This is a genomic window from Pseudonocardia wallangbongensis, from assembly GCF_054486945.1.
Genome location: NZ_JBRERS010000013.1, coordinates 128084 through 145947, shown reverse-complemented (window position 1 = coordinate 145947; position 17864 = coordinate 128084). Strand labels below are relative to the sequence as shown.

Genomic DNA, 17864 nt, shown 5'->3' with positions numbered 1-17864 from the left:
CATCAGAACGGTGGTTCCTCCTCGTCGTCGGGTGCTGGTGGGGGTGGTGGTGGCGGGTCGCGACCTTCCCGCCACAGGATGTGCGGGTCGACCGGGTGCCCGTGGGCGCCGTCGAGATCATCGCGCGGGTCCTCACCGTCCAGTGGTGGGTCCGGGTCGGGCAGGTCGGGCCGGATTGGCTCCCCCCGCGTGCGGTAGATCCGCCCGAGCGGGGAGATCCACACGAAGTGCCCTGGCTCGGGTTGGCTCAGGGTCCAGCCGCGGTCTTTGTCGGGGTGGTGGCGCCAGCAGCTGGGTCCGAGGTTGATCTCGAGGGTGCGCCCGCCCCAGGCGTGGTCCCAGGTGTGGTCGAGGTCCGAGCGGCGTGCGGAGCGTTCGCAGCCGGAGCCGATGCAGGTGCGGTCCCGTACCTGCACGTGGCGCCCCAGGGCGGCGCGGGCGAACCGGGCGCGCGGGTTCTTGGCGAGTTCGCGCCACAGCCGGTGCCGGTCCGCCCATTGGGCGGCGATCTCGGCGATCACCCCGGCCCATTCCCCGGCCTGCTGGGGGTCGGCGGCGAAGCGGGTCAGCTCGACCAGGGTCAGGTGTAGTTCGACCACCCCACCGCGGACTCGGTCCGGGGGTGGGCCGTTGGTGCGGGGGCGGCGGCGTAGCGGCCCGGCAAGTAGGAGGTATCCGCGGGTGTCGACGATGGCGAACTGCCACCGGGCGCCGCGACGTTGTCGGGCCACCGTGGCGCGGGCGATGTGGGGGTCGACCGGGCCGAGGCCGGGGATCTCGGCGGGCCGCTGGTCGTGGCCCAGCAGGGTGGCCAGCCCGGCGCGCAGTTCGATGCCCTCCCGGATCCCGATCCGCTCACCGCTCCAACGGCCCCCACCCGTGTCGGGCGGGTCGGTCGCACTCGCGCCGGTCAGGGCCTCACTGGTCGGGGCGTCACTGGTCGGGGCGTCACTGGTCGGGGCATGTGCGCCTGGTCCCCCGCCGGTGAGGTGACCCACCGGGTGATCCTCGGCGGAGTCCCCGCTGGCACCTGCGGTGGCGGCGGCCTCCTCCTCGGGTCCCGGGTCGCTGACCCGCTCGCTGCCCTCGCCGCGGTCGCCGGCGGCCGCATCTGCGGTGGCGCCACTACCCGCCGAGTCCTCGGTGCCCGCGATGGCGGCGGTGGCGGTGGCGGTGGCGGTGTCGGTCGGCCCGGTGTCGACGGCCTTGACCTCGACAGTGTCGGTGCCGGCGGCCTCGGTGCCGGTGCCGGTGCCGTCGGTCTGGGTGTCGGTGTCTTCCGGCCGGGATTGGGCCAGCAACCGGGCCAGGATCTCCGCCTCGGTCAGCCCGTGGAACGACCCGTGCAGCATCCCCAGGAACAGATCGGCCGAGATCTGGGATAGCCGGCCCGGGTGCCCGGCCCGTTTCGCCGCCTCCGCCAACCGGTCCAGGCGTGCCGCCGCGGCGGCCGCCTCGTCCGGGGGCAGGCCTTCCCCGGACAGGGTGGCGGTGCCGTCCCGGTTCAGATACAGCGCCACCCCACGCCCGCGCAGCCCGCGCCGGTAGCGGCGGCGGTGGAACTCCGGGTCGATCGCCAGGATCGCGGCCAGCAACCGCCGCGACAGCCGCCGCGCCGTCCACCCCGGCGCCAGGGGCACGAACCGTTCACACAACCGCCGGATCTGGGCGGGGGTGAGCTCCCCGCGGGCCGGGTCGAGGTGGTCGCAGAAGACTTTCGCCTTACCCCGGTCGATCAACCCATGTTCGAGGGCGGCGAACACCAGCGGCAGCCCGCGCACCAGGACCCGGGCGAAGTCCAGTTCCCGATCGGCCGCGGTGGGGGTCCAGGTCAGGGCGGCGGCGATCTCGTGGGAGGCCCACTCGAAGTCGTCCCCGGCCCGCGCCACCGCCTCGTCGGACAGCCCCGCGACCGGGACCGCACAGGAAATCTCGACCATCCCGGCCAGCAGCCCGGCCTGCTCGTGCGCGAGCTGTCGGGAGCGGGCTTGCAGGACCTCGACCAGCCGCGCGTTCGGCACCCGCGACCACGGCAACTCAGCCAGCAGCGCGGACAGCTGCGGACCGGGCGGTAAGTCCACCACCCGGTCGATCAGCTCCACCACTCCCGGCATGATTCGAACCTACGTTCGACTACTGACACTTCCGGCGCCCCCGAGCCCGACCCGGACGAGACCACCCGAACGGCCCAGCCGACAGTGTCAGCGACGGGCAGGCCCCGCACTAGCAGGGCCCACCCACCGGGGCGAGCAGGATGATCGGGATCTTGCGGGAGGTCTTCCGCGCGTAGTCGTCGTAGAGCGGGAAGATGTTCACCATCTGGGCCCAGAGGGACGCGTGCTCGGCGGGGGATGCGACGCGGGCGCGTGCGGTGAACCGGTGGGTGCCGACCTGCACCCCGACGCTGGGCTCCGCCTCGAGGTTCATGAACCATGCCGGGTGCTCCTCGGCGCCGCCTTTCGAGGCGACGACGACGTACTCGCCGCCCGAGGTGCCGTAGATCAGGCAGGTGCGGCGGGGCGTGCCGGTCCGGCGTCCGGTCGTGGCGAGCACGAGGGTGTGCACGCCGTCGTTCTCGTGCCCCTCGGCGCCGCCCGAGGCGAGGTACGTGCGGGTGTGCTCGGCGACCCAGTCCCACTGCGAGTCGGTGGCGCGGTCGAGGTCCTCGGCGATGGCCATGGCGGCGGTCCTTTCGGTGCGTGGGATGCGGCCACGCCGGCCGCATCTGCCCCTGGGACGGAGCCGTCACGCCGGTCTCGACATCCCGGCCGCATCTTTCGTCGACAACCGCCGGCCCGCAGCCCGCGGCACGGCTGGTCCGAACGCCGATGCCCCGACCAATTCGCATTATCAATTCGCCGGGGCGACATCCAGCTTTTCTCGGCTACGTCATCCGTCTCGGCTATTCCCGGATATCTTCGCGGGGCCGAGCACATCCCCGATGATGGCCCGAACGGCACCACCCAGGAGGTGACAGTGATCGACTGGTCGCGCGCGATCCTCGACCCGACCGGCGAGGTGGAGCGCGGCGAGGACCGCGCCCTCTCCCCACGGCCTGCCACGCTGCACGGGGCCACCCTCGGGCTGTTGGACAACGGCAAGCCGAACGCGGCGCTGCTGCTCGAGGAGGTCGGCCGGCAGCTCTCCGAACGGTTCCGGCTGCAGGACGTCAAGGCGTACACGAAGGACTACTTCGGCACTCCGGTGGAACGAACGCAGGTCGAGCGCATCGTCGCGAACTGCAACTTCGCCGTCACGGCGGTCGGTGATTGAGGCTCGTGCAGCGCGGCCAGTCTGGCCGACGGGATCCTGCTGGAACGTGCCGGCGTGCCGGCCGTCAGCATCTGCACCGAGCCGTTCCGACTCGCCGCCGACGCGATGGCGCGCTCGTACGGCTTCCCCGACTACCCGTACGTCGTCACCGAGCATCCGGTGGCGAGCCTGTCGCGTGAGGAGGTCCGCGAGCGCGTGCGGCTGATGATCCCCCGCATCCTCGAGATCCTGGGGGTCGCGGAATGACGGTCGACAACGAGGCCCGCGCGATCGTGGATGCGCTCGTCGACGCGGTCGAGTACTGCTACGACCAGGAGTGGAGCGACGGGCTCCCGGTGGTCCCGTGCACGCCCGAACGGCTCGATGCGTTCCTCGCGCAGACCGATCGCGGGCCGGACGACGTGCTGCTGGCCATGCCGCAGATCGGGCGGGAGTGCACGGTCCGGATGGCCGCGCTGAACGCCGCGATGGCCGGCTGCCGCCCGGAGTACTTCCCGGTGGTGCTCGCGGTGTGGGACTCGCTGCGCGCCGAGGGGTACGCGGGCAAGGGCATCTGGCAGAGCACCACCGGCACCGCGCCACTGGTGCTCGTGAACGGGCCGGTGCGCGGGCAGATCGGGATCAACTGCAAGGGCAACGTGTTCGGCTCCGGTTTCCGCGCCAACGCGACGATCGGGCGGGCGATCCGGCTCGCGGCGATCAACGTGTTCGGGCTCCGCCCGCACGCGCTCGACCAGGCCACCCAGGGCACCCCGGCGAAGTACACGTGCTGCATCGGGGAGAACCAGGAGGAGAGCCCGTGGGGGGCGTTCCACGAGGAGTTCGGGTTCGGGCCGGACGAGAGCGCGGTCACCGTGATGACGATCCGCTCGGTCTCGCACATCGAGGCGCGGCACACCAGCGAGGCGACGCAACTGCTGCGTGACCTGGCCGGCACGGTCGCGCGCACGGGCGCCCTGCTGCACCACGCGATCTCCACCTGCCTGGTGCTCGGCCCGGAGCACGCCCACCTCCTGGCCGGGCAGGGCTGGGACAAGCCGGCCATCCGCAGGTTCGTGTACGAGGAGGCGCGGCTCGGGAAGGAGGATCTCGACCGGGTCGGCAAGACCGCGATCTCGCGCACGACCTCGTGGCGGCTGCCCGCCGACCACCCCGAGGCGGTGCTCGACGACCGCATCGACCCCGCCACCGGCGCTTTCCACGTGCTCACCTCGCCGGACGCCGTGCAGATCGTGGTGGCCGGCGCGTCGAACTCCGGGGTGTCGGCGGTGGTCGACACGTTCGGGCCGCGCGGCGACCGGCCCGCGCTCGCCCCGGTGCGGGCTGCGCCGCACTGACCCTCAGGTCGCGGCCAGGGCTCCGCGGAGCTTGTTGCGCGAGTCGACGGCGAGTTTGGTGAACACCTTGCGGAGGTGCCATTCGACGGTGCGAGGGCTGATGAACAGCGTGGCGCCGATCTCTGAGTTCGTCATGCCGTCGCCGGCGAGCCGGGCGATCTGGGCCTCCTGCGCGGTGAGGGCGTCGCGGGTCTCGACCACGCGGTGGCGCACCGACTCGCCGGTGGTCAGCAACTCGCGACGGGCGCGTTCGGCGAAGGCCTCGGCACCGAAGCGGTGCAGCCGCTCGGACCGCGTGCGTGGTCAGCTCGTTCCGGCAGAGGGTCAACCGCGGTCCGGTCGTCGGCAACCCGCAGCCCACGGGGCAGCAGGAGGTCCACGCGGTCCCGGCGACGCAACGCGCGACGCTCGTCCTCGCTCAAGCCGCCCCACACCCCGGCGGTCTGCCCCGTCGACAGCGCCCACGTCCGGCACCGGATCATCACCGGGCAGCGTCGGCACACGGCCTTGGCCCGGGCCGTCTGGGCGAGGCCCGGCCCTTCGGTGCCGACCGGGAAGAACAACTCCGGTTCCTCCGCGCGGCACGCCGCTCTGAAAAGCCAGTCCACGACGATCCCCCTTCCGGGGATGGCTGATGACGAGGTAACTATCGGCCTCCGGCTGCGCCGATCGCCCCGGTGAAGGCCCCGGGCATCCCCCCGGCGCACATCCGGGACCCCGTGCATCCGGCACCGGGGCCCTGGCCGCTCCACCCCGGGGATCCACCCGGGGCCACCAAGGGCGCGAGCGGCACCCGAGCCGCACGACGGTGGTCGTATGCCCGTCGACATCGTGTTCGAGTCCGGCTCGTCACCCGTCTCGACAGCCGAGGAAGCGGCGGACTTCCAGACCGTCCGCCCGCGCCTGTTCGGGATCGCGTACCGGCTGCTGGGCCGGGCGGCCGACGCCGAGGACGTCGCCCAGGACGTCTGGGTCCGCTGGCAGCGTGCCGACCGGGCACGGCGGGTCGTGGCGTGACCGATCGTTGAGTCGAATACCAGTCCCACCGGTCGGCTGACCTAGACTCTGCTCGGGCCACGGGCCCAGCGGTGTCTTCTGACGGGAGCGACGACCAGTGGCCGAGCCAGCGACCACCGACCGCCCGGGCAGCCGGGTGGAGCGCCGCCGGGACCGGCGCAAGGCCGAGATCGTCCGGACCGCGACCGAGCTGCTGTCCGACCACGGCTACCAGGGGATGAACCTGGAGGACGTCGCCGAACGGACCGACATCGCCAAGGCCACGCTCTACCACTACTTCTCCGGCAAGGACGAGCTGGTCGCCGCGGTGATCGAGGCGCTGACGGTCGACGTCAACCGGCGCCTCGAGCAGGAGCTCGACGGCGTCCGGGACCGCAGCCACCTCGAGCAGATCCGCACCCTGATCCGGGAGCAGATCCGGATCCTCACCGACACGGCCCCCGAGGTCGCCACGCTGTTCTCCTGGCCGAAGACGTGGCCCGACTCCTTCCAGGACACCATGAAGGAGAGCCGGCGCCGCCACGACGCGATCTTCCGCCGGGTCGTCGAGGCCGGGCTCGCGGCGGGCGAGTTCGACTGCCCGAACCCGGACGTCGCGCTGCAGTGCCTGCACGGGGTGCTGAACCAGTCCTCCCTGTGGATCCGCCCGTCGCTGCCCGCGGAGAAGAAGGCCGAGCTGTGGGAGGCGGTCGTGGACACCGCGTCCCGGATGTTCAGCCTCGACGGTGCCCGGTGAGAGGGCACTGATCAGCCGGCCATCGTCAGGCCACCGCTGACGCTGAGCACCTGGCCGGTGACGTAGTTCGCGTGGTCCGACGCGAAGAACAGGACCGCGTCGGCCACCTCCTCCGGCGCGGCGAGCCTGCGGAACGGGATGGCCCGGACCAGCCCTTCCCGCACCTTCTCCGGCAGGGACGCGAACAGCGGCGTGTCGGTGGGGCCGGGGCAGACGCAGTTGACGTTGATCCGGTGGCGGGCCATCTCGCGCGCCAGCGACTTGCTGAAGGCGATCAGCCCACCCTTCGTGCCTGCGTAGACGGTCTCCCCCAGGCTGCCGACCCGACCCGCGTCGCTGGCGATGTTGACGATCTTGACCGGGCGTTCCGCCGCGAGGATCGGCTCGAGGAACGCGTGGGTCAGCCGGACGGGCCCGAGGAAGTTCACCGCGGCCAGCTGCTCCCACAGCGCGTCGTCGTTCTGCATGAACGGTTCGACCCGGTCGAACCCGGCGGCGTTGACGATCACGTCCGGCAGCCCGTGCGTGGCCACGACCTCGTCGCGCAGCGCGAGGATCGCGTCCCTGTCACCCAGGTCGGCCTGGTGCGGCGCGGACCGGCCGTCGATCGCCCGCACGGTGGCAGCGAGCCCTTCGGCGTCCCGGTCGACGGCCGCGACCGTGGCACCCGCCCTCGCCATCCCCACCGCGACGGCCCGCCCGATGCCGGACGCCGCGCCGGTGACGATCGCAACCTTGTTCCCGAGATCCATCGGGCCGCCTCCCTCGCATCCGGATCGGACGGTATCAGTTCTTCGACCGATAAGTCGAATATCAGTCGGCCTGGTCGAAGAACCGTAACTATGGTTGACTCAGGCGCGACGAACGGGAGGAACCACCGTGAGCCTCGACGGATACACGCAGCTGACGTTCGACCGCCGCGCGAACGGCGTCCTGCTCATCACGCTCGACCGGCCGGACAAGTACAACGCCACCGACGAGGTGATGCACGGTGAGCTCGCCCGGGTCTGGAACGACGTCGCCGCCGATCCGGAGACCCGCGTCGCCGTGATCACCGGCGCGGGCAAGGCGTTCTCCGCGGGCGGCGACCTGGCCATGGTCGAACGGATGGCCGGCGACTACGACCGCGTCTCGCACATGCTCGAGGAGATGAGCGCCCTCGTCTACAACATCATCAACTGCGACAAGCCCATCGTCTCGGCCATCAACGGCGTCGCCGTCGGCGCAGGCACCGTCGCCGCGCTGCTGGCCGACGTCGCCATCGCCGCCGAGGACGCCCGCATCGGCGACGGGCACGTCAAGCTCGGGGTTGCGGCAGGCGATCACGCCGCGATCATCTGGCCCCTGCTGGCCGGCATGGCCAAGGCCCGCTACTACCTGCTCACCGGCGAGATGCTCACCGGCGCCGAGGCCGAACGGCTCGGCATGGTGGCCAAGGCCCTGCCCCGCGACCAGGTGCTCGACGAGGCGCTGCGCGTCGCCGACGCGCTGGCCACCGGCTCCCAGCCCGCCATCCGGCTCACCAAGAAGGCGCTCAACAACTGGCTGCGAGCCGCGGGCCCCGCCTTCGACCAGTCCGCCGCCTACGAGATGTTGACCTTCATGGGCCCCGACGTCGTCGAGGGCTACACCGCGCTGCGCGAGAAGCGCGCCCCCCGCTTCCCCTCCGCCCAGTCCTGAGGGAGGGCATCATGCGACGCAGGCTGTGGGACACCGAGCACGGGGACACCGCGAACGGCGACTTCCGCGCCACGGTGCGCCGGTTCGTCGAGAAGGAGGTCGCCCCGCACACCCAGCGGTGGTCCGAGGCGGGCATCGTCCCCCGCGAGCTGTTCACCGCGGCCGGTGCCGCGGGGCTCCTGTCGACGGCCGTCCCCGAGCAGTTCGGTGGCGGCGGGGTCCCCGACTTCCGGTTCAACCTGGTCCTGGGTGAGGAGCTGGCCCGGGTGGGCGCCGCGGCGGTTGCGATCGGCCTCACCCTGCACACCGATGTGTGCACGCCGTACTTCCTCCGGCTCACGAACGACGAGCAGAAGCGCCGCTGGCTGCCCGGCATCGCCTCCGGCGAGCTGATCACAGCCATCGCGATGACCGAGCCGGCGATCGGCTCCGACCTCGCCTCGATGACCACCACCGCCCGCCGCGACGGCGACCACTACCGCGTCACCGGCAGCAAGACGTTCATCAGCAACGGCATCAACGCCGACCTCGTGATCCTGGCCGTCAAGACCGACCCCGCCCGGGCGCACCGCGGGATGAGCCTGCTCGTGGTCGAACGCGGCACGCCCGGCTTCGACCGCGGCCGCAACCTGGCCAAGATGGGCCAGCACGCCCAGGACACCGCCGAGCTCTTCTTCGACGACGCGCGCGTCCCGGCGGCCAACCTCCTCGGTGTGGAGGGCGAGGGCTTCCGGCACCTCACCGACAACCTGCCGCAGGAACGCCTCTCGCTCGCCGCATACGGCGTGGCGGCCGCCCGCGCCGCGCTGGGCTGGACCCTCGACTACGTGCAGGGCCGCGAAGCGTTCGGCCGGCCGATCGGCGGGTTCCAGAACACCCGGTTCCGGCTCGCCGAGCTGGCCACCGAGGTCGACGTCGCGCAGGCGTTCGTCGACCAGTGCGTGCTCGCGCTGGCCGACGGCGAGCTGTCCGCGGCCGACGCGGCGAAGGCGAAGTGGTGGTGCACCGAGCTGCAGGGCCGCGCCGTCGACCTCGGCGTCCAGCTGCACGGCGGCTACGGCTACATGGCCGAGTACCCGATCGCGCAGGCCTGGGCCGACGCGCGCATCACCCGCATCTACGGCGGCACCACCGAGATCATGAAGGAGATCATCGGCCGGGACCTGGGCCTGCGCGCACGCTGAGTCAGGGGTCCCAGCCGGCGGCAACCTCGATCAGGGCCAGCTCGTTCGCGTGGACGCGCTCCGGATCCACGCCGAAGTGCGGCGGGTAGAGCAGCGCCCAGTCGACCGCGCCGGCGTAGCGGCGCAGCTGCGCGGCGACGTCCTCCGGGGTGCCGAACACGGCGCGCTCCTCGACCATCGCCTCCCCGGCCGCGATCACACCGGCCACGTCACCGCTCGCCACCGCCTCCCGGGCCGCGGCCCGCTCGGCGCCGAACCGGCCCTCCGGGAACAGCGCGTCGTAACCCTTGGGCGTCGCGTAGAACCCCACCTGGGCCGCGGCGTCCCGCCGCGCGACACCTGGGTCGGGGCCCGCCGAGGCGACGATCTGGGTGGTCATCCGCAGCTGAGAGACGTCCCGCCCGGCCCGGGCCGCGCCCTCGGCCAGCAACGGAGGCGCGACGTCGCGCAGGTGGTCGGCCGAGGCGATCGTGTGCCCGACGAACCCGTCCGCACACCCACCGGCGGCGCGGACCATGTGCTCCCCGACGCCCGCGGCGAGGATCGGCACGGCGTCGGGCAGCGCGGTGCGCTCGTAGTGGGCCAGGGCGACGCGGTCGAACTCGCCCTCGAACCGGAACGGGCCGCTGCGGTGCGCGATCAACCGCCGGACCAGCTCGACCCGCTCCCGGACCTGCGGTGCCGGGTGCTGCAGCGCGGTGCCGTACCAGTCCCGGTTCATCCGGCGGGTGCTGCTGCCGACGCCGAGCACGAACCGGCCGCCTGCGATCGCCTGGACGTCGGCGGCGGCCGAGGCGAGCGCCAGCGCCGAGCGGGCGAACAGCGGGGTGACGCTCGTGCCGACGATCGCGTTCTCGGCGACGGCCGCGAACGCCGCGGCGCGGGTGAGGCTGCTTCGGTTGTAGTAGTCGATGCTCCACAGCGAGTGCACTCCGGCGCGGTCGGCCGCGCGGACGATCCGCAGCGCGTCCGCCGGGTTCTCGTCCATGACCACGAGCCCGATCTCCATGCCCGCATCCAACCACGGAGACGGCAAGCCGACCATAGGGTTGAACTTTCGCGGAAGCCGATCGAGGACGATGATCGCGTCCATGTCGTCCCCATCAGCCCGCCCGCTCTCCGGGCTCCAGGTCGTGGAGTGCGCGAGCTTCGTCGCCGGACCGACCGGCGGAATGACCCTCGCCCAGCTCGGCGCCACGGTGATCCGCATCGACCCGATCGGCGGCAACGCCGACTACCGCCGCTGGCCCGTCGCTGGGGTCGGCACCGGGCCGGCCGACGCGGAGTCCTACTACTGGACCTCGCTCAACAAGGGCAAGCGCTCCGTCGCGGTCGACATGCGCTCCGACGAGGGCCGCGAGCTGGTCACCGCCCTGATCACCGCCCCGGGCGACGACCGCGGCGTGCTGGTCGACAACGTCGTCGGGCGCCGGTGGATGTCGAACGACGCGCTGGTGCGCCTGCGCCCCGACCTGATCCACCTGCGCGTCCAGGGCCACGCGGACGGGCGTCCCGCGGTGGACTACACCGTCAACGCCGAGGTCGGCATCCCGCAGATCACCGGCCCCGAGGGCGGCGGGGCTCCGGTCAACCACGTGCTGCCGGCGTGGGACCTGGTCACCGGCCTGTCGGTGTCCACCGGCGTGCTCGCCGCGCTGCACGACCGCGCCCGGACCGGCCGCGGCGCGTACGTCGAGCTCGCGCTCGCCGACGTCGCCCTCGCCGGGGTGGCCAACCTCGGCTGGCTGTCGGAGGCCGCCGAGCGGGGCCACGACCGGCCGCGCCACGGCAACCACGTCTACGGCTCCTTCGGCGTCGACTTCGCGTGCTCGGACGGCGGCCGGGTGATGGTGGTCGCCCTCACGCCGGGGCAGTGGTCGGCCCTGAAGACCGTGACCGGCACCGACGAGGTGTTCGCGGCCCTCGAGCACGCGCTGGACGCCGACCTCACCCGCGAGACGGAGCGCTACCGGCTGCGCGACACGATCGCCGCGATCCTGAAGCCCTGGTTCGCCGCCCGCGACTCCACCACCGTGGCGGCGGAGCTGGACGCCGCCCGCGTGCTCTGGGGCCGCTACCAGGGCATGTCCGACGTCGTCACCGCCTGGCGCGCGGGCCACCACCCGGTGCTCGCCGAGCATCCCCTGCCCGACGGCAGCTCCGCCATCACCGCCCGCTCCCCGCTCCGCTGGAACGGCGAGCACGGCGAGGCCGGCCGGGCGCCGGTGCTGGGGACCGACACCGAGCAGGTCCTCGCCGACGTCCTCGGGATGAACCTGGCCGAGATCGGCGCGCTGCACGAGCGCGGGGTCGTCGCCTGACCGGATGAGGGTCGGGACGCGACGACGTTGCTCCGTCAGCCGGTCGCGGACGGTGGTGCCCCCGCAATAGCGTACGAGTTCGCTGGGAGGGGTCGCATGAGCAGCAACGTCTCGTTGACGGCCGTCGTGGACGAAGGCCTCGGCAACTCCTGCTACGTGGTCGATCTCGGGGACGGGTCGGCACTCGTGGTCGACCCGCCGCGCGACCTGCGGGCCGTGCGGACGGCCGCGGGGAAGGCGGGCCTGCGGATCCGGTTCGCCGCCGACACCCACCTGCACGCGGACTTCCTCTCCGCCGCACGGCAACTCGCCCACGACGACGGCGCGACGATCCTGGCGTCGGCCGCCGGGCGGCGCGCCTTCGACCACCGCGGCCTCGGCGACGGTGACGAGGTCGACCTGGGCGGGCTGACCGTGATGGCGCTGGCCACGCCCGGGCACACCGACGAGCACCTGTCGTACCTGCTCTGCGACGCGGACCGTCCGGTCGGGGTGTTCACGGGCGGGTCGCTCATCGTGGGCTCCGCGGCGCGCACCGATCTGCTCGGGCCCGGGCGCGCCGAGGAGCTCGCGCGCGCCCAGTTCGCGTCGCTGCGGCGGCTGTCCGTGCTGCCCGCCGGGACGGCGGTGTGGCCGACCCACGGGGCGGGGTCGTTCTGCTCCGCGCCGCCCGGTGCGGACCGGACGTCGACGATCGGCCGGGAGCTGGCCACGAACCCGCTCCTGGGCATCGAGGACGAGGACCGGTTCGTCGAACGGCTGCTCGGCTCGCTGGGCAGCCACCCGCAGTACTTCCTGCGCCTGGCCGGGGTCAACCGGCGCGGGCCCGCCGTGCTCGACCCCGCGGCCGCGGGGGCGCTCGCGCAGCTCCCGGCGTCGGCGGTGCGGGACCTGGGCGACAGCGGGGCGGTCGTGGTCGACGCCCGGCCGGCGCGCGACTACTCGCGCATCCACGTGCCGGGGACGCTGTCGATCCCGCTGCGGCCGCAGTTCGCCACCTGGCTGGGCTGGCTCGTCCCGTCCGACGCTTCCGTCGTGGTCGTCCGGAACCCCGACCAGGACGCCGCCGACCTGGTCTGGCAGGCCCTGAACATCGGCGTCGACCGGCTCGCCGGCGAGCTCGCCAGGGGGATCGACGCCTGGGTCGCCGCCGGGTACCCCACCTCCACGACCCCCAGGATCGGGCCCGGGGAGATCGGCGGGCGGGGCCGCGTGCTCGACGTCCGGCAGGACGCCGAGTTCGCCGCGGGCCACCTGCCCGGCGCCGTCCACATCGAGCTCGGATCGCTCCAGCGGGCCGCCCGTGACCTCCCGGTGGAGCCGACGGTGCTGATGTGCGCGCACGGGGACCGGGCGATGGGCGCGGCGAGCGTGCTCGAGCGGGCCGGGCACCGCGACCTCGCCGTCGTGACCGGCGGGCCCGGCGAGTGGGCCGAGGCCACCGGGGAGAGGTTGCAGCGCGAGCCGTGAGGACGGCGCCCACTCGGTAGCGTGATCGAGATCCACCAGATCACGTACTGAGCGGGAGGTGGCGCGATGTCGCGCTGGCGCAACCGGCCGGAGGGTTCGACCTGGGGCGACTTCGGCCCCGACGACCACCTAGGACGGCTCAACCTGATCGGACCCGAGCAGGTCCGCAAGGGCGTCGCCGAGGTGCACGACGGGGTCACCTTCTGCCTGTCGCTCCCGCTGAACCTGCCCGGCGGCGCGGTGCTCAACCCGAACCGGCTCCCGCCCGTCCTCCGGCCGGCGCTGCGGTCCGGCGCCGTCGGCTTCAACTGCGACCTGTCCGTCGCCGTCCCCGGCGCCAGCGACGTGATGTGCGACGAGCTCGTCGTGCTCCACACCCAGTACTCGACGCAATGGGACGCCCTCGGGCACGCCGGCTCCCACTTCGACGCCGACGGCGACGGCATGCCCGAACGCGTCTACTACAACGGCTGGCGCGCGGGCACCGACGTGGTGGGCCCGGACCGGGTCGACCGGGCCGGCACCCGGAGCCTCGACGACCTGGACGGCATCACCGAGGGCACGGCGTCGACCTCGAACGCCGGTCCCGTGGACATCAGCCACATGGCGCACCACGGCGTCCAGGGCCGGGCCGTTCTCGTCGATCTCGAGGCCCACCTCGGCACCGAACGCACCGTCGTGGGGCACGCGGCGCTCACGCGGGTGCTCGACGCCGACGGGATCGTCGTCGAACCCGGCGACATCCTGGTCCTGCACACCGGGTTCACCCGGCTGCTCGCCGCGCAGCACGGACGCCCCGACCCGGACTCGGTCGACGTCTGCGCCGTGCTCGACGGGGCCGACCGCGACCTGCAGGACTGGATCCGCGACAGCGGTGTCGCCGCGATCGCCGCCGACAACTACGCGGTCGAGGGGTTCCCACCCGCCCGCGAGCTGCACGACGAACCGGCGCTGCCGCTGCACAACCTGTGCCTGTTCCGGCTCGGCGTGCACCTCGGCGAGCTCTGGTGGGTGTCCGACCTCGCCGCCCACCTCCGGGCGGCCGGCCGGTCCCGTTTCCTGCTCACCGCTCCCCCGCTGCGCCTGCCCGGCGCGGTCGGGTCGCCGGTGACCCCGATCGCGACGGTCTGATCCGAACGTCAGACGAGCGCGCCCTGGCGGAGAAGCTCCGCCCGGATCGCGGGGAGGTCGTGCGGGCGGCCGGCGGCGTACTGGGCCGCGGCGACGCCCGCCGCGTGGCCGGTGGCGAACGCCGCACCCATCACGCGCACCGACGCGAACGCGTCCCGGTCCGCGGCCGTCAGGCGGCCCGCGGCCCACAGGTTGTCCGTGTCGGCCGACCTGATCGCGCCGTAGGGGATGTCGTACCAGCCCTTGTCGTCGATCGGCTGGTAGCGGGTGACGCCGGGGGCGACGTGGTCCTCGATCGGCCAGCCGCAGCGCCCGATCGACTCCTCGGGGCGCTTGCGGCCGCGCAGCACGTCCTCGCGGGTGAGCTCGTCGCGGCCGCGCAGGTGCCGGCTCTCCCGGATCCCGATCTGCGGGCCGGTCTCCACGAGGTACGCGCGCTCCCAGCCCGCCAGGTGCTTGCGGAAGGCCTCCAGGTAGCGCCACGCCTGCCGGCGGGCGCTCATCTCGTCCCGCGTGAACGCGGCGGCGTCGAGGGCGTCGAGCTGCTCGTCGACGACCAGCGAGAGGATCTGCCCGGTGACCGGCAGGCGGACGGTGATCCCCTGGTCGCGCGCCAGCGGCACCCCGGTCTCACGTGCGTGCGCCGCCACGGCTTCGCGCATGCCCTCCCGGCTCAGGTCACCGTCCTCGGCGACACCGCCGAACCGGCAGACAAGCGTGCTGGTCTGCCGCTCGTCGACGGGAGCCACCCGGACGCCGGCACCGGCCGCGGCGAGCAGCGCCCCGTCGCCGCTCCCGTCGACGAACGCGGCCGCCGTGAGCCGTTCCTTCCCGCCGCGCCCGTGCACCTCGACCTCCGCGACCCGGCCGTGCTCGTCGCGCACCGCGTCGGACAGCGTGCTGTGCAGCCGGACGTCGATGCCCTCGTCGGTGACCAGCTCGTCGTACACGACCTTCGTCGTCTCCAGGTCGAGGAGCACGAAGTGGTTCCCGGTCCAGGCGAAGCTCATCTCGCGGTACACGTCCCGCCGCTGCAGCCGCTGCAGCACCTCGTCGCCGACCCCCGCGACCACCTGGTCGCGGTGCTGGTCGAAGAACCCGCAGAACGTCAGCACCGAGCTGTTGGTGGCCGCCCCGCCGAGGAACGGGTAGCGCTCCACCAGCCGCACCCGGGCCCCGGCCCGGCGCGCGCCGACGGCGGCCGCGACCCCGGCGGCACCACCCCCGACCACGACGACGTCGAAGTGCTCGCCATTTGTCATGGAGACTTCATAGCCCACACTCGCCCGCATGAAGTACGTGCTGCTGATCTGCGACGACGAGCGGGGCTCGCCCACCAACGAGGAGCTCCGGGCCGATCCGGTGCACCAGGCCTGGTGGGAGGACCTGCAGCGGCGCGGCGCCATGCTCTCCGGGCAGCGGCTGCGCCCGGTGGTGGACGCCACGACCGTCCGGGTCAGGGACGGCGAGACGCTCGTCTCGGACGGGCCGTTCGCCGAGACGAAGGACTTCGTCGGCGGCGTCGTGATCATCGACTGCCCGGACCTGGACGACGCCATCGCGATCGCCGAGGGGCACCCGTACGCGCGCCGCGGCGGGATCGAGATCCGCCCGGTCTGGGAGTGAGCACGCCCGACGGCGAGGTCCGGACCGCGGTCGAGGCGGCCTACCGGGACGAGTGGGGCCAGGTGGTCGCGACCCTGATCGGGGTCACCGGGGACTGGGACCTCGCCGAGGACTGCGCGCAGGAGGCGTTCGCGGGCGCCCTGACGACCTGGCCGCGGGACGGCATCCCGCGCCGTCCCGGCGCCTGGCTCACCACGACGGCCCGCAACCGCGCCACCGACCGGCTGCGCCGCGACGCCGCCGGCGCGGCCAAGCTGCGGCAGGTCGCCGTGCTGGCGCGCGACCCGGACGACGAGCGTCCCGCGGACGAGATCCCGGACGAGCGGCTGCGACTGATCTTCACGTGCTGCCATCCGGCGCTGCCGTTCCCGGCCCGCGTCGCGCTCACGCTGCGGACGCTGGCCGGCATGAGCACGGCGGAGATCGCCCGGGCGTTCCTGACGGCCGAGCCGTCGATGGGGCAGCGCCTCTCCCGGGCCAAGCGCAAGATCCGCGAGGCCGGCATCCCGTACCGGGTGCCGCCCGCCGAGCTCCTCCCGCAGCGGCTCGCGGCCGTCCTCGCGGTGCTCTACCTGATCTTCAACCAGGGCTACGACGAGGACGGCGCCGGCCGGGCCCTGGCCGCCGAGGCGATCCGGCTCGCCCGGGTCCTGGCCGGCCTGCTGCCGCACGAGCCGGAACCGGCCGGGTTGCTCGCGCTGATGCTGCTGCACGAGGCCCGCCGCGCGACCCGGACCGCCGACGGCGTGCTGGTGCCGCTGGAGGAGCAGGACCGGTCCCGCTGGGACCGCGCGTCGATCGGCGAAGGCGTGGCGGTGCTCGACGAGGCGCTGGCGGCGCGGCGGGCCGGGCCGTACCAGGTGCAGGCCGCGATCGCCGCCTGCCACGCCACCGCGCCGACCGCCGCCGACACCGACTGGCGACAGATCGCGGCCCTCTACGGCGAGCTCGCGCGGCTCGCGCCGTCCCCGGTGGTGGAGCTCAACCGGTCGGTCGCCGTCGCGATGGCCGACGGCGTCCCGGCCGGGCTGCGCCTCGTCGACGCGCTGGATGCATCGGGCCGGCTCGCGGGCTACCACCTGCTGCCCGCGACCCGCGCCGACCTGCTGCGCCGCGCCGGCCGGCCGGACGAGGCCCGGGCCGCCTACACCGATGCCCTGGCCCTGGCCCCGACCGAGGCCGAGCGCCGCTACCTCGAAGGCCGGCTGAACTCGTTGCGGGTCGATGTCGAAGCCGGGCATCCCCCTTCGTCGGTGGGGCGACGGACCACCGATGGAGAAGGGACGGACCCATGACCAACTCACCCACACCCGACGTCGTCGACCGCGCCACCTGGCAGGCCGCCGTCGAGGAGCTGCGGATCCGGGAGAAGGCGCACACCCGCGGAGGTGACGCGATCGCCGCCGCGCGCCGCCGGCTCCCGATGGTGGAGGTCGATCCTTCGATCCCCGTCGTCGGCGCGTCGGGCCCGGTCCCCCTGCGGGACGTCTTCGAGGGCCGGACGCAGCTCATGGCCTACTACTTCATGTGGTACCCCGGCCGCCCCGCGCCGGAGCAGTGCGAGGGCTGCACGTGGAACAACACGCAGCTCGCGGAGCTGTCCTACCTGCGTTCCCGCGACGTCACGTACGCGGTCCTCTGCCAGGGACCGTACGAGGAGAGCAGCCGCTACCGCGACTTCATGGGCTGGGACCTGCCGTGGTACTCGGCACGGGACTCCCTCGACGCGCTCCTCCCCGGACGCCACATCGGTTCGATGCACCTCGTGTGCTACCTGCGGGACGGCGACCGCGTCTTCGAGACCTACTGGACGACCGGCCGTGGCGTGGAGGCCGTGGACATCAACTACCGGCTCCTGGACCTCACCGTGTACGGACGCCAGGAGCCGTGGGAGGACTCGCCGCGTGGCTGGCCGCAGCAGTGGGACGAGCCCACCGGGCCGTTCCGCACGAACGGGCGCCCGATCGCCCAGTGGTCGCGGGTCGAGGCCGGCCGCCCCGACGACCTGGGCGTACCGCTCCAGGACGAACGGGAGCCGGGGTCGGGTTGCTGCCACCCCTGACGGTCCGCCTTGGCACACTATGGATCC

The 17864-nt window shown here is 73.3% G+C and carries 18 protein-coding genes and 1 pseudogene; 12 read left to right on the top strand and 7 right to left on the bottom strand.

Annotated features, from left to right (window positions below):
* Positions 1-2 precede the first annotated feature (2 nt).
* Positions 3-2114, bottom strand: coding sequence for a DUF222 domain-containing protein (locus ACU436_RS34640; RefSeq protein ID WP_459031287.1), 2112 nt, complete (start codon positions 2112-2114; stop codon positions 3-5).
* 109 nt (positions 2115-2223) lie between these two features.
* On the bottom strand, positions 2224-2679 hold the full coding sequence (locus tag ACU436_RS34635) for a nitroreductase family deazaflavin-dependent oxidoreductase (RefSeq protein ID WP_459031286.1): 456 nt from the start codon (positions 2677-2679) through the stop codon (positions 2224-2226).
* Here ACU436_RS34635 and ACU436_RS34630 point away from each other — a divergent pair.
* Both ACU436_RS34630 and ACU436_RS34625 read left to right on the top strand, forming a co-directional pair.
* A complete protein-coding gene (locus ACU436_RS34630) occupies positions 2560-3519 on the top strand; it encodes a UGSC family (seleno)protein (RefSeq protein ID WP_459031285.1) in 960 nt (319 codons plus the stop codon). The genes ACU436_RS34635 and ACU436_RS34630 overlap by 120 nt on opposite strands.
* Positions 3516-4610 (top strand): hypothetical protein, encoded by a 1095-nt coding sequence (locus tag ACU436_RS34625; protein WP_459031284.1) that lies wholly within the window; start codon positions 3516-3518, stop codon positions 4608-4610. Before ACU436_RS34630 ends, ACU436_RS34625 begins: the two co-directional genes overlap by 4 nt.
* A 3-nt stretch (positions 4611-4613) precedes the next feature.
* On the opposite strand, the gene ACU436_RS34620 is transcribed toward ACU436_RS34625, so the two are convergent.
* Positions 4614-4844: a helix-turn-helix domain-containing protein gene (locus ACU436_RS34620; RefSeq protein ID WP_459031283.1), complete on the bottom strand. Its 231-nt coding sequence runs from the start codon at positions 4842-4844 to the stop codon at positions 4614-4616.
* 152 nt (positions 4845-4996) lie between these two features.
* Positions 4997-5218 (bottom strand): annotated as a pseudogene (locus ACU436_RS34615) (WhiB family transcriptional regulator); the annotation flags it as partial.
* 208 nt (positions 5219-5426) lie between these two features.
* Between ACU436_RS34615 and ACU436_RS34610 the strand changes: the two are divergent.
* Positions 5427-5627, top strand: coding sequence for a sigma factor (locus ACU436_RS34610; protein WP_459031282.1), 201 nt, complete (start codon positions 5427-5429; stop codon positions 5625-5627).
* Between the two features lie 97 nt (positions 5628-5724).
* A complete protein-coding gene (locus ACU436_RS34605) occupies positions 5725-6363 on the top strand; it encodes a TetR/AcrR family transcriptional regulator (protein WP_459031281.1) in 639 nt (212 codons plus the stop codon).
* Between the two features lie 11 nt (positions 6364-6374).
* On the opposite strand, the gene ACU436_RS34600 is transcribed toward ACU436_RS34605, so the two are convergent.
* Complete coding sequence (locus tag ACU436_RS34600) at positions 6375-7115, bottom strand: SDR family NAD(P)-dependent oxidoreductase (protein ID WP_459031280.1); 741 nt, start codon at positions 7113-7115, stop codon at positions 6375-6377.
* 127 nt (positions 7116-7242) lie between these two features.
* On the opposite strand from ACU436_RS34600, the gene ACU436_RS34595 reads away from it, so the two are divergent.
* Together ACU436_RS34595 and ACU436_RS34590 are read left to right on the top strand one after the other, a co-directional pair.
* Complete coding sequence (locus tag ACU436_RS34595; RefSeq protein WP_459031279.1) at positions 7243-8043, top strand: enoyl-CoA hydratase/isomerase family protein; 801 nt, start codon at positions 7243-7245, stop codon at positions 8041-8043.
* Positions 8044-8054: 11 nt separating this feature from the next.
* Positions 8055-9227, top strand: coding sequence for an acyl-CoA dehydrogenase family protein (locus tag ACU436_RS34590; RefSeq protein ID WP_459031278.1), 1173 nt, complete (start codon positions 8055-8057; stop codon positions 9225-9227).
* Between the two features lies 1 nt (position 9228).
* Here the strand turns inward: ACU436_RS34590 and ACU436_RS34585 are convergent, their stop codons facing one another.
* Entirely contained in the window at positions 9229-10236 is a 1008-nt protein-coding gene (locus tag ACU436_RS34585; RefSeq protein ID WP_459031277.1) for an LLM class flavin-dependent oxidoreductase, read from the bottom strand.
* A gap of 82 nt (positions 10237-10318) precedes the next feature.
* Between ACU436_RS34585 and ACU436_RS34580 the strand changes: the two genes are divergently transcribed.
* The 3 genes from ACU436_RS34580 (at position 10319) to ACU436_RS34570 (ending at position 14149) form a co-directional block, all read left to right on the top strand.
* A complete protein-coding gene (locus ACU436_RS34580; protein ID WP_459031276.1) occupies positions 10319-11548 on the top strand; it encodes a CoA transferase in 1230 nt (409 codons plus the stop codon).
* A gap of 96 nt (positions 11549-11644) precedes the next feature.
* Positions 11645-13018, top strand: coding sequence for a rhodanese-like domain-containing protein (locus ACU436_RS34575; RefSeq protein ID WP_459031275.1), 1374 nt, complete (start codon positions 11645-11647; stop codon positions 13016-13018).
* A gap of 66 nt (positions 13019-13084) precedes the next feature.
* A complete protein-coding gene (locus ACU436_RS34570) occupies positions 13085-14149 on the top strand; it encodes a cyclase family protein (protein ID WP_459031274.1) in 1065 nt (354 codons plus the stop codon).
* Between the two features lie 8 nt (positions 14150-14157).
* On the opposite strand, the gene ACU436_RS34565 is transcribed toward ACU436_RS34570, so the two are convergent.
* Positions 14158-15411 carry an FAD-dependent oxidoreductase gene (locus ACU436_RS34565; protein ID WP_459031273.1) on the bottom strand — a complete coding sequence of 418 codons (1254 nt, stop codon included), beginning with the start codon at positions 15409-15411 and terminating at the stop codon, positions 14158-14160.
* A gap of 28 nt (positions 15412-15439) precedes the next feature.
* On the opposite strand from ACU436_RS34565, the gene ACU436_RS34560 reads away from it, so the two are divergent.
* Genes ACU436_RS34560 through ACU436_RS34550 form a run of 3 tightly spaced genes read left to right on the top strand, consistent with a single transcriptional unit; the run spans position 15440 to position 17837 of the window.
* The gene (locus tag ACU436_RS34560; protein WP_459031272.1) at positions 15440-15775 is read left to right on the top strand and encodes a YciI family protein; all 336 of its coding nucleotides are present in this window, start codon (positions 15440-15442) and stop codon (positions 15773-15775) included.
* Positions 15772-17070, top strand: coding sequence for an RNA polymerase sigma factor (locus ACU436_RS34555; RefSeq protein ID WP_459031271.1), 1299 nt, complete (start codon positions 15772-15774; stop codon positions 17068-17070). The genes ACU436_RS34560 and ACU436_RS34555 overlap by 4 nt, the downstream gene beginning before the upstream one ends.
* A complete protein-coding gene (locus tag ACU436_RS34550) occupies positions 17067-17837 on the top strand; it encodes a DUF899 family protein (protein WP_459031270.1) in 771 nt (256 codons plus the stop codon). Before ACU436_RS34555 ends, ACU436_RS34550 begins: the two co-directional genes overlap by 4 nt.
* Positions 17838-17864: the final 27 nt, after the last annotated feature.

Coding starts and splice junctions, on each gene's coding strand:
- ACU436_RS34570 (WP_459031274.1), top strand. CDS start 13,085: ATGTCGCGCTGGCGCAACCGGCCGGAGGGTTCGACCTGGGGCGACTTC.
- ACU436_RS34550 (WP_459031270.1), top strand. CDS start 17,067: ATGACCAACTCACCCACACCCGACGTCGTCGACCGCGCCACCTGGCAG.
- ACU436_RS34580 (WP_459031276.1), top strand. CDS start 10,319: ATGTCGTCCCCATCAGCCCGCCCGCTCTCCGGGCTCCAGGTCGTGGAG.
- ACU436_RS34560 (WP_459031272.1), top strand. CDS start 15,440: ATGAAGTACGTGCTGCTGATCTGCGACGACGAGCGGGGCTCGCCCACC.
- ACU436_RS34575 (WP_459031275.1), top strand. CDS start 11,645: ATGAGCAGCAACGTCTCGTTGACGGCCGTCGTGGACGAAGGCCTCGGC.
- ACU436_RS34625 (WP_459031284.1), top strand. CDS start 3,516: ATGACGGTCGACAACGAGGCCCGCGCGATCGTGGATGCGCTCGTCGAC.
- ACU436_RS34600 (WP_459031280.1), bottom strand. CDS start 7,115: ATGGATCTCGGGAACAAGGTTGCGATCGTCACCGGCGCGGCGTCCGGC.
- ACU436_RS34610 (WP_459031282.1), top strand. CDS start 5,427: ATGCCCGTCGACATCGTGTTCGAGTCCGGCTCGTCACCCGTCTCGACA.
- ACU436_RS34635 (WP_459031286.1), bottom strand. CDS start 2,679: ATGGCCATCGCCGAGGACCTCGACCGCGCCACCGACTCGCAGTGGGAC.
- ACU436_RS34565 (WP_459031273.1), bottom strand. CDS start 15,411: ATGACAAATGGCGAGCACTTCGACGTCGTCGTGGTCGGGGGTGGTGCC.
- ACU436_RS34585 (WP_459031277.1), bottom strand. CDS start 10,236: ATGGAGATCGGGCTCGTGGTCATGGACGAGAACCCGGCGGACGCGCTG.
- ACU436_RS34640 (WP_459031287.1), bottom strand. CDS start 2,114: ATGCCGGGAGTGGTGGAGCTGATCGACCGGGTGGTGGACTTACCGCCC.
- ACU436_RS34590 (WP_459031278.1), top strand. CDS start 8,055: ATGCGACGCAGGCTGTGGGACACCGAGCACGGGGACACCGCGAACGGC.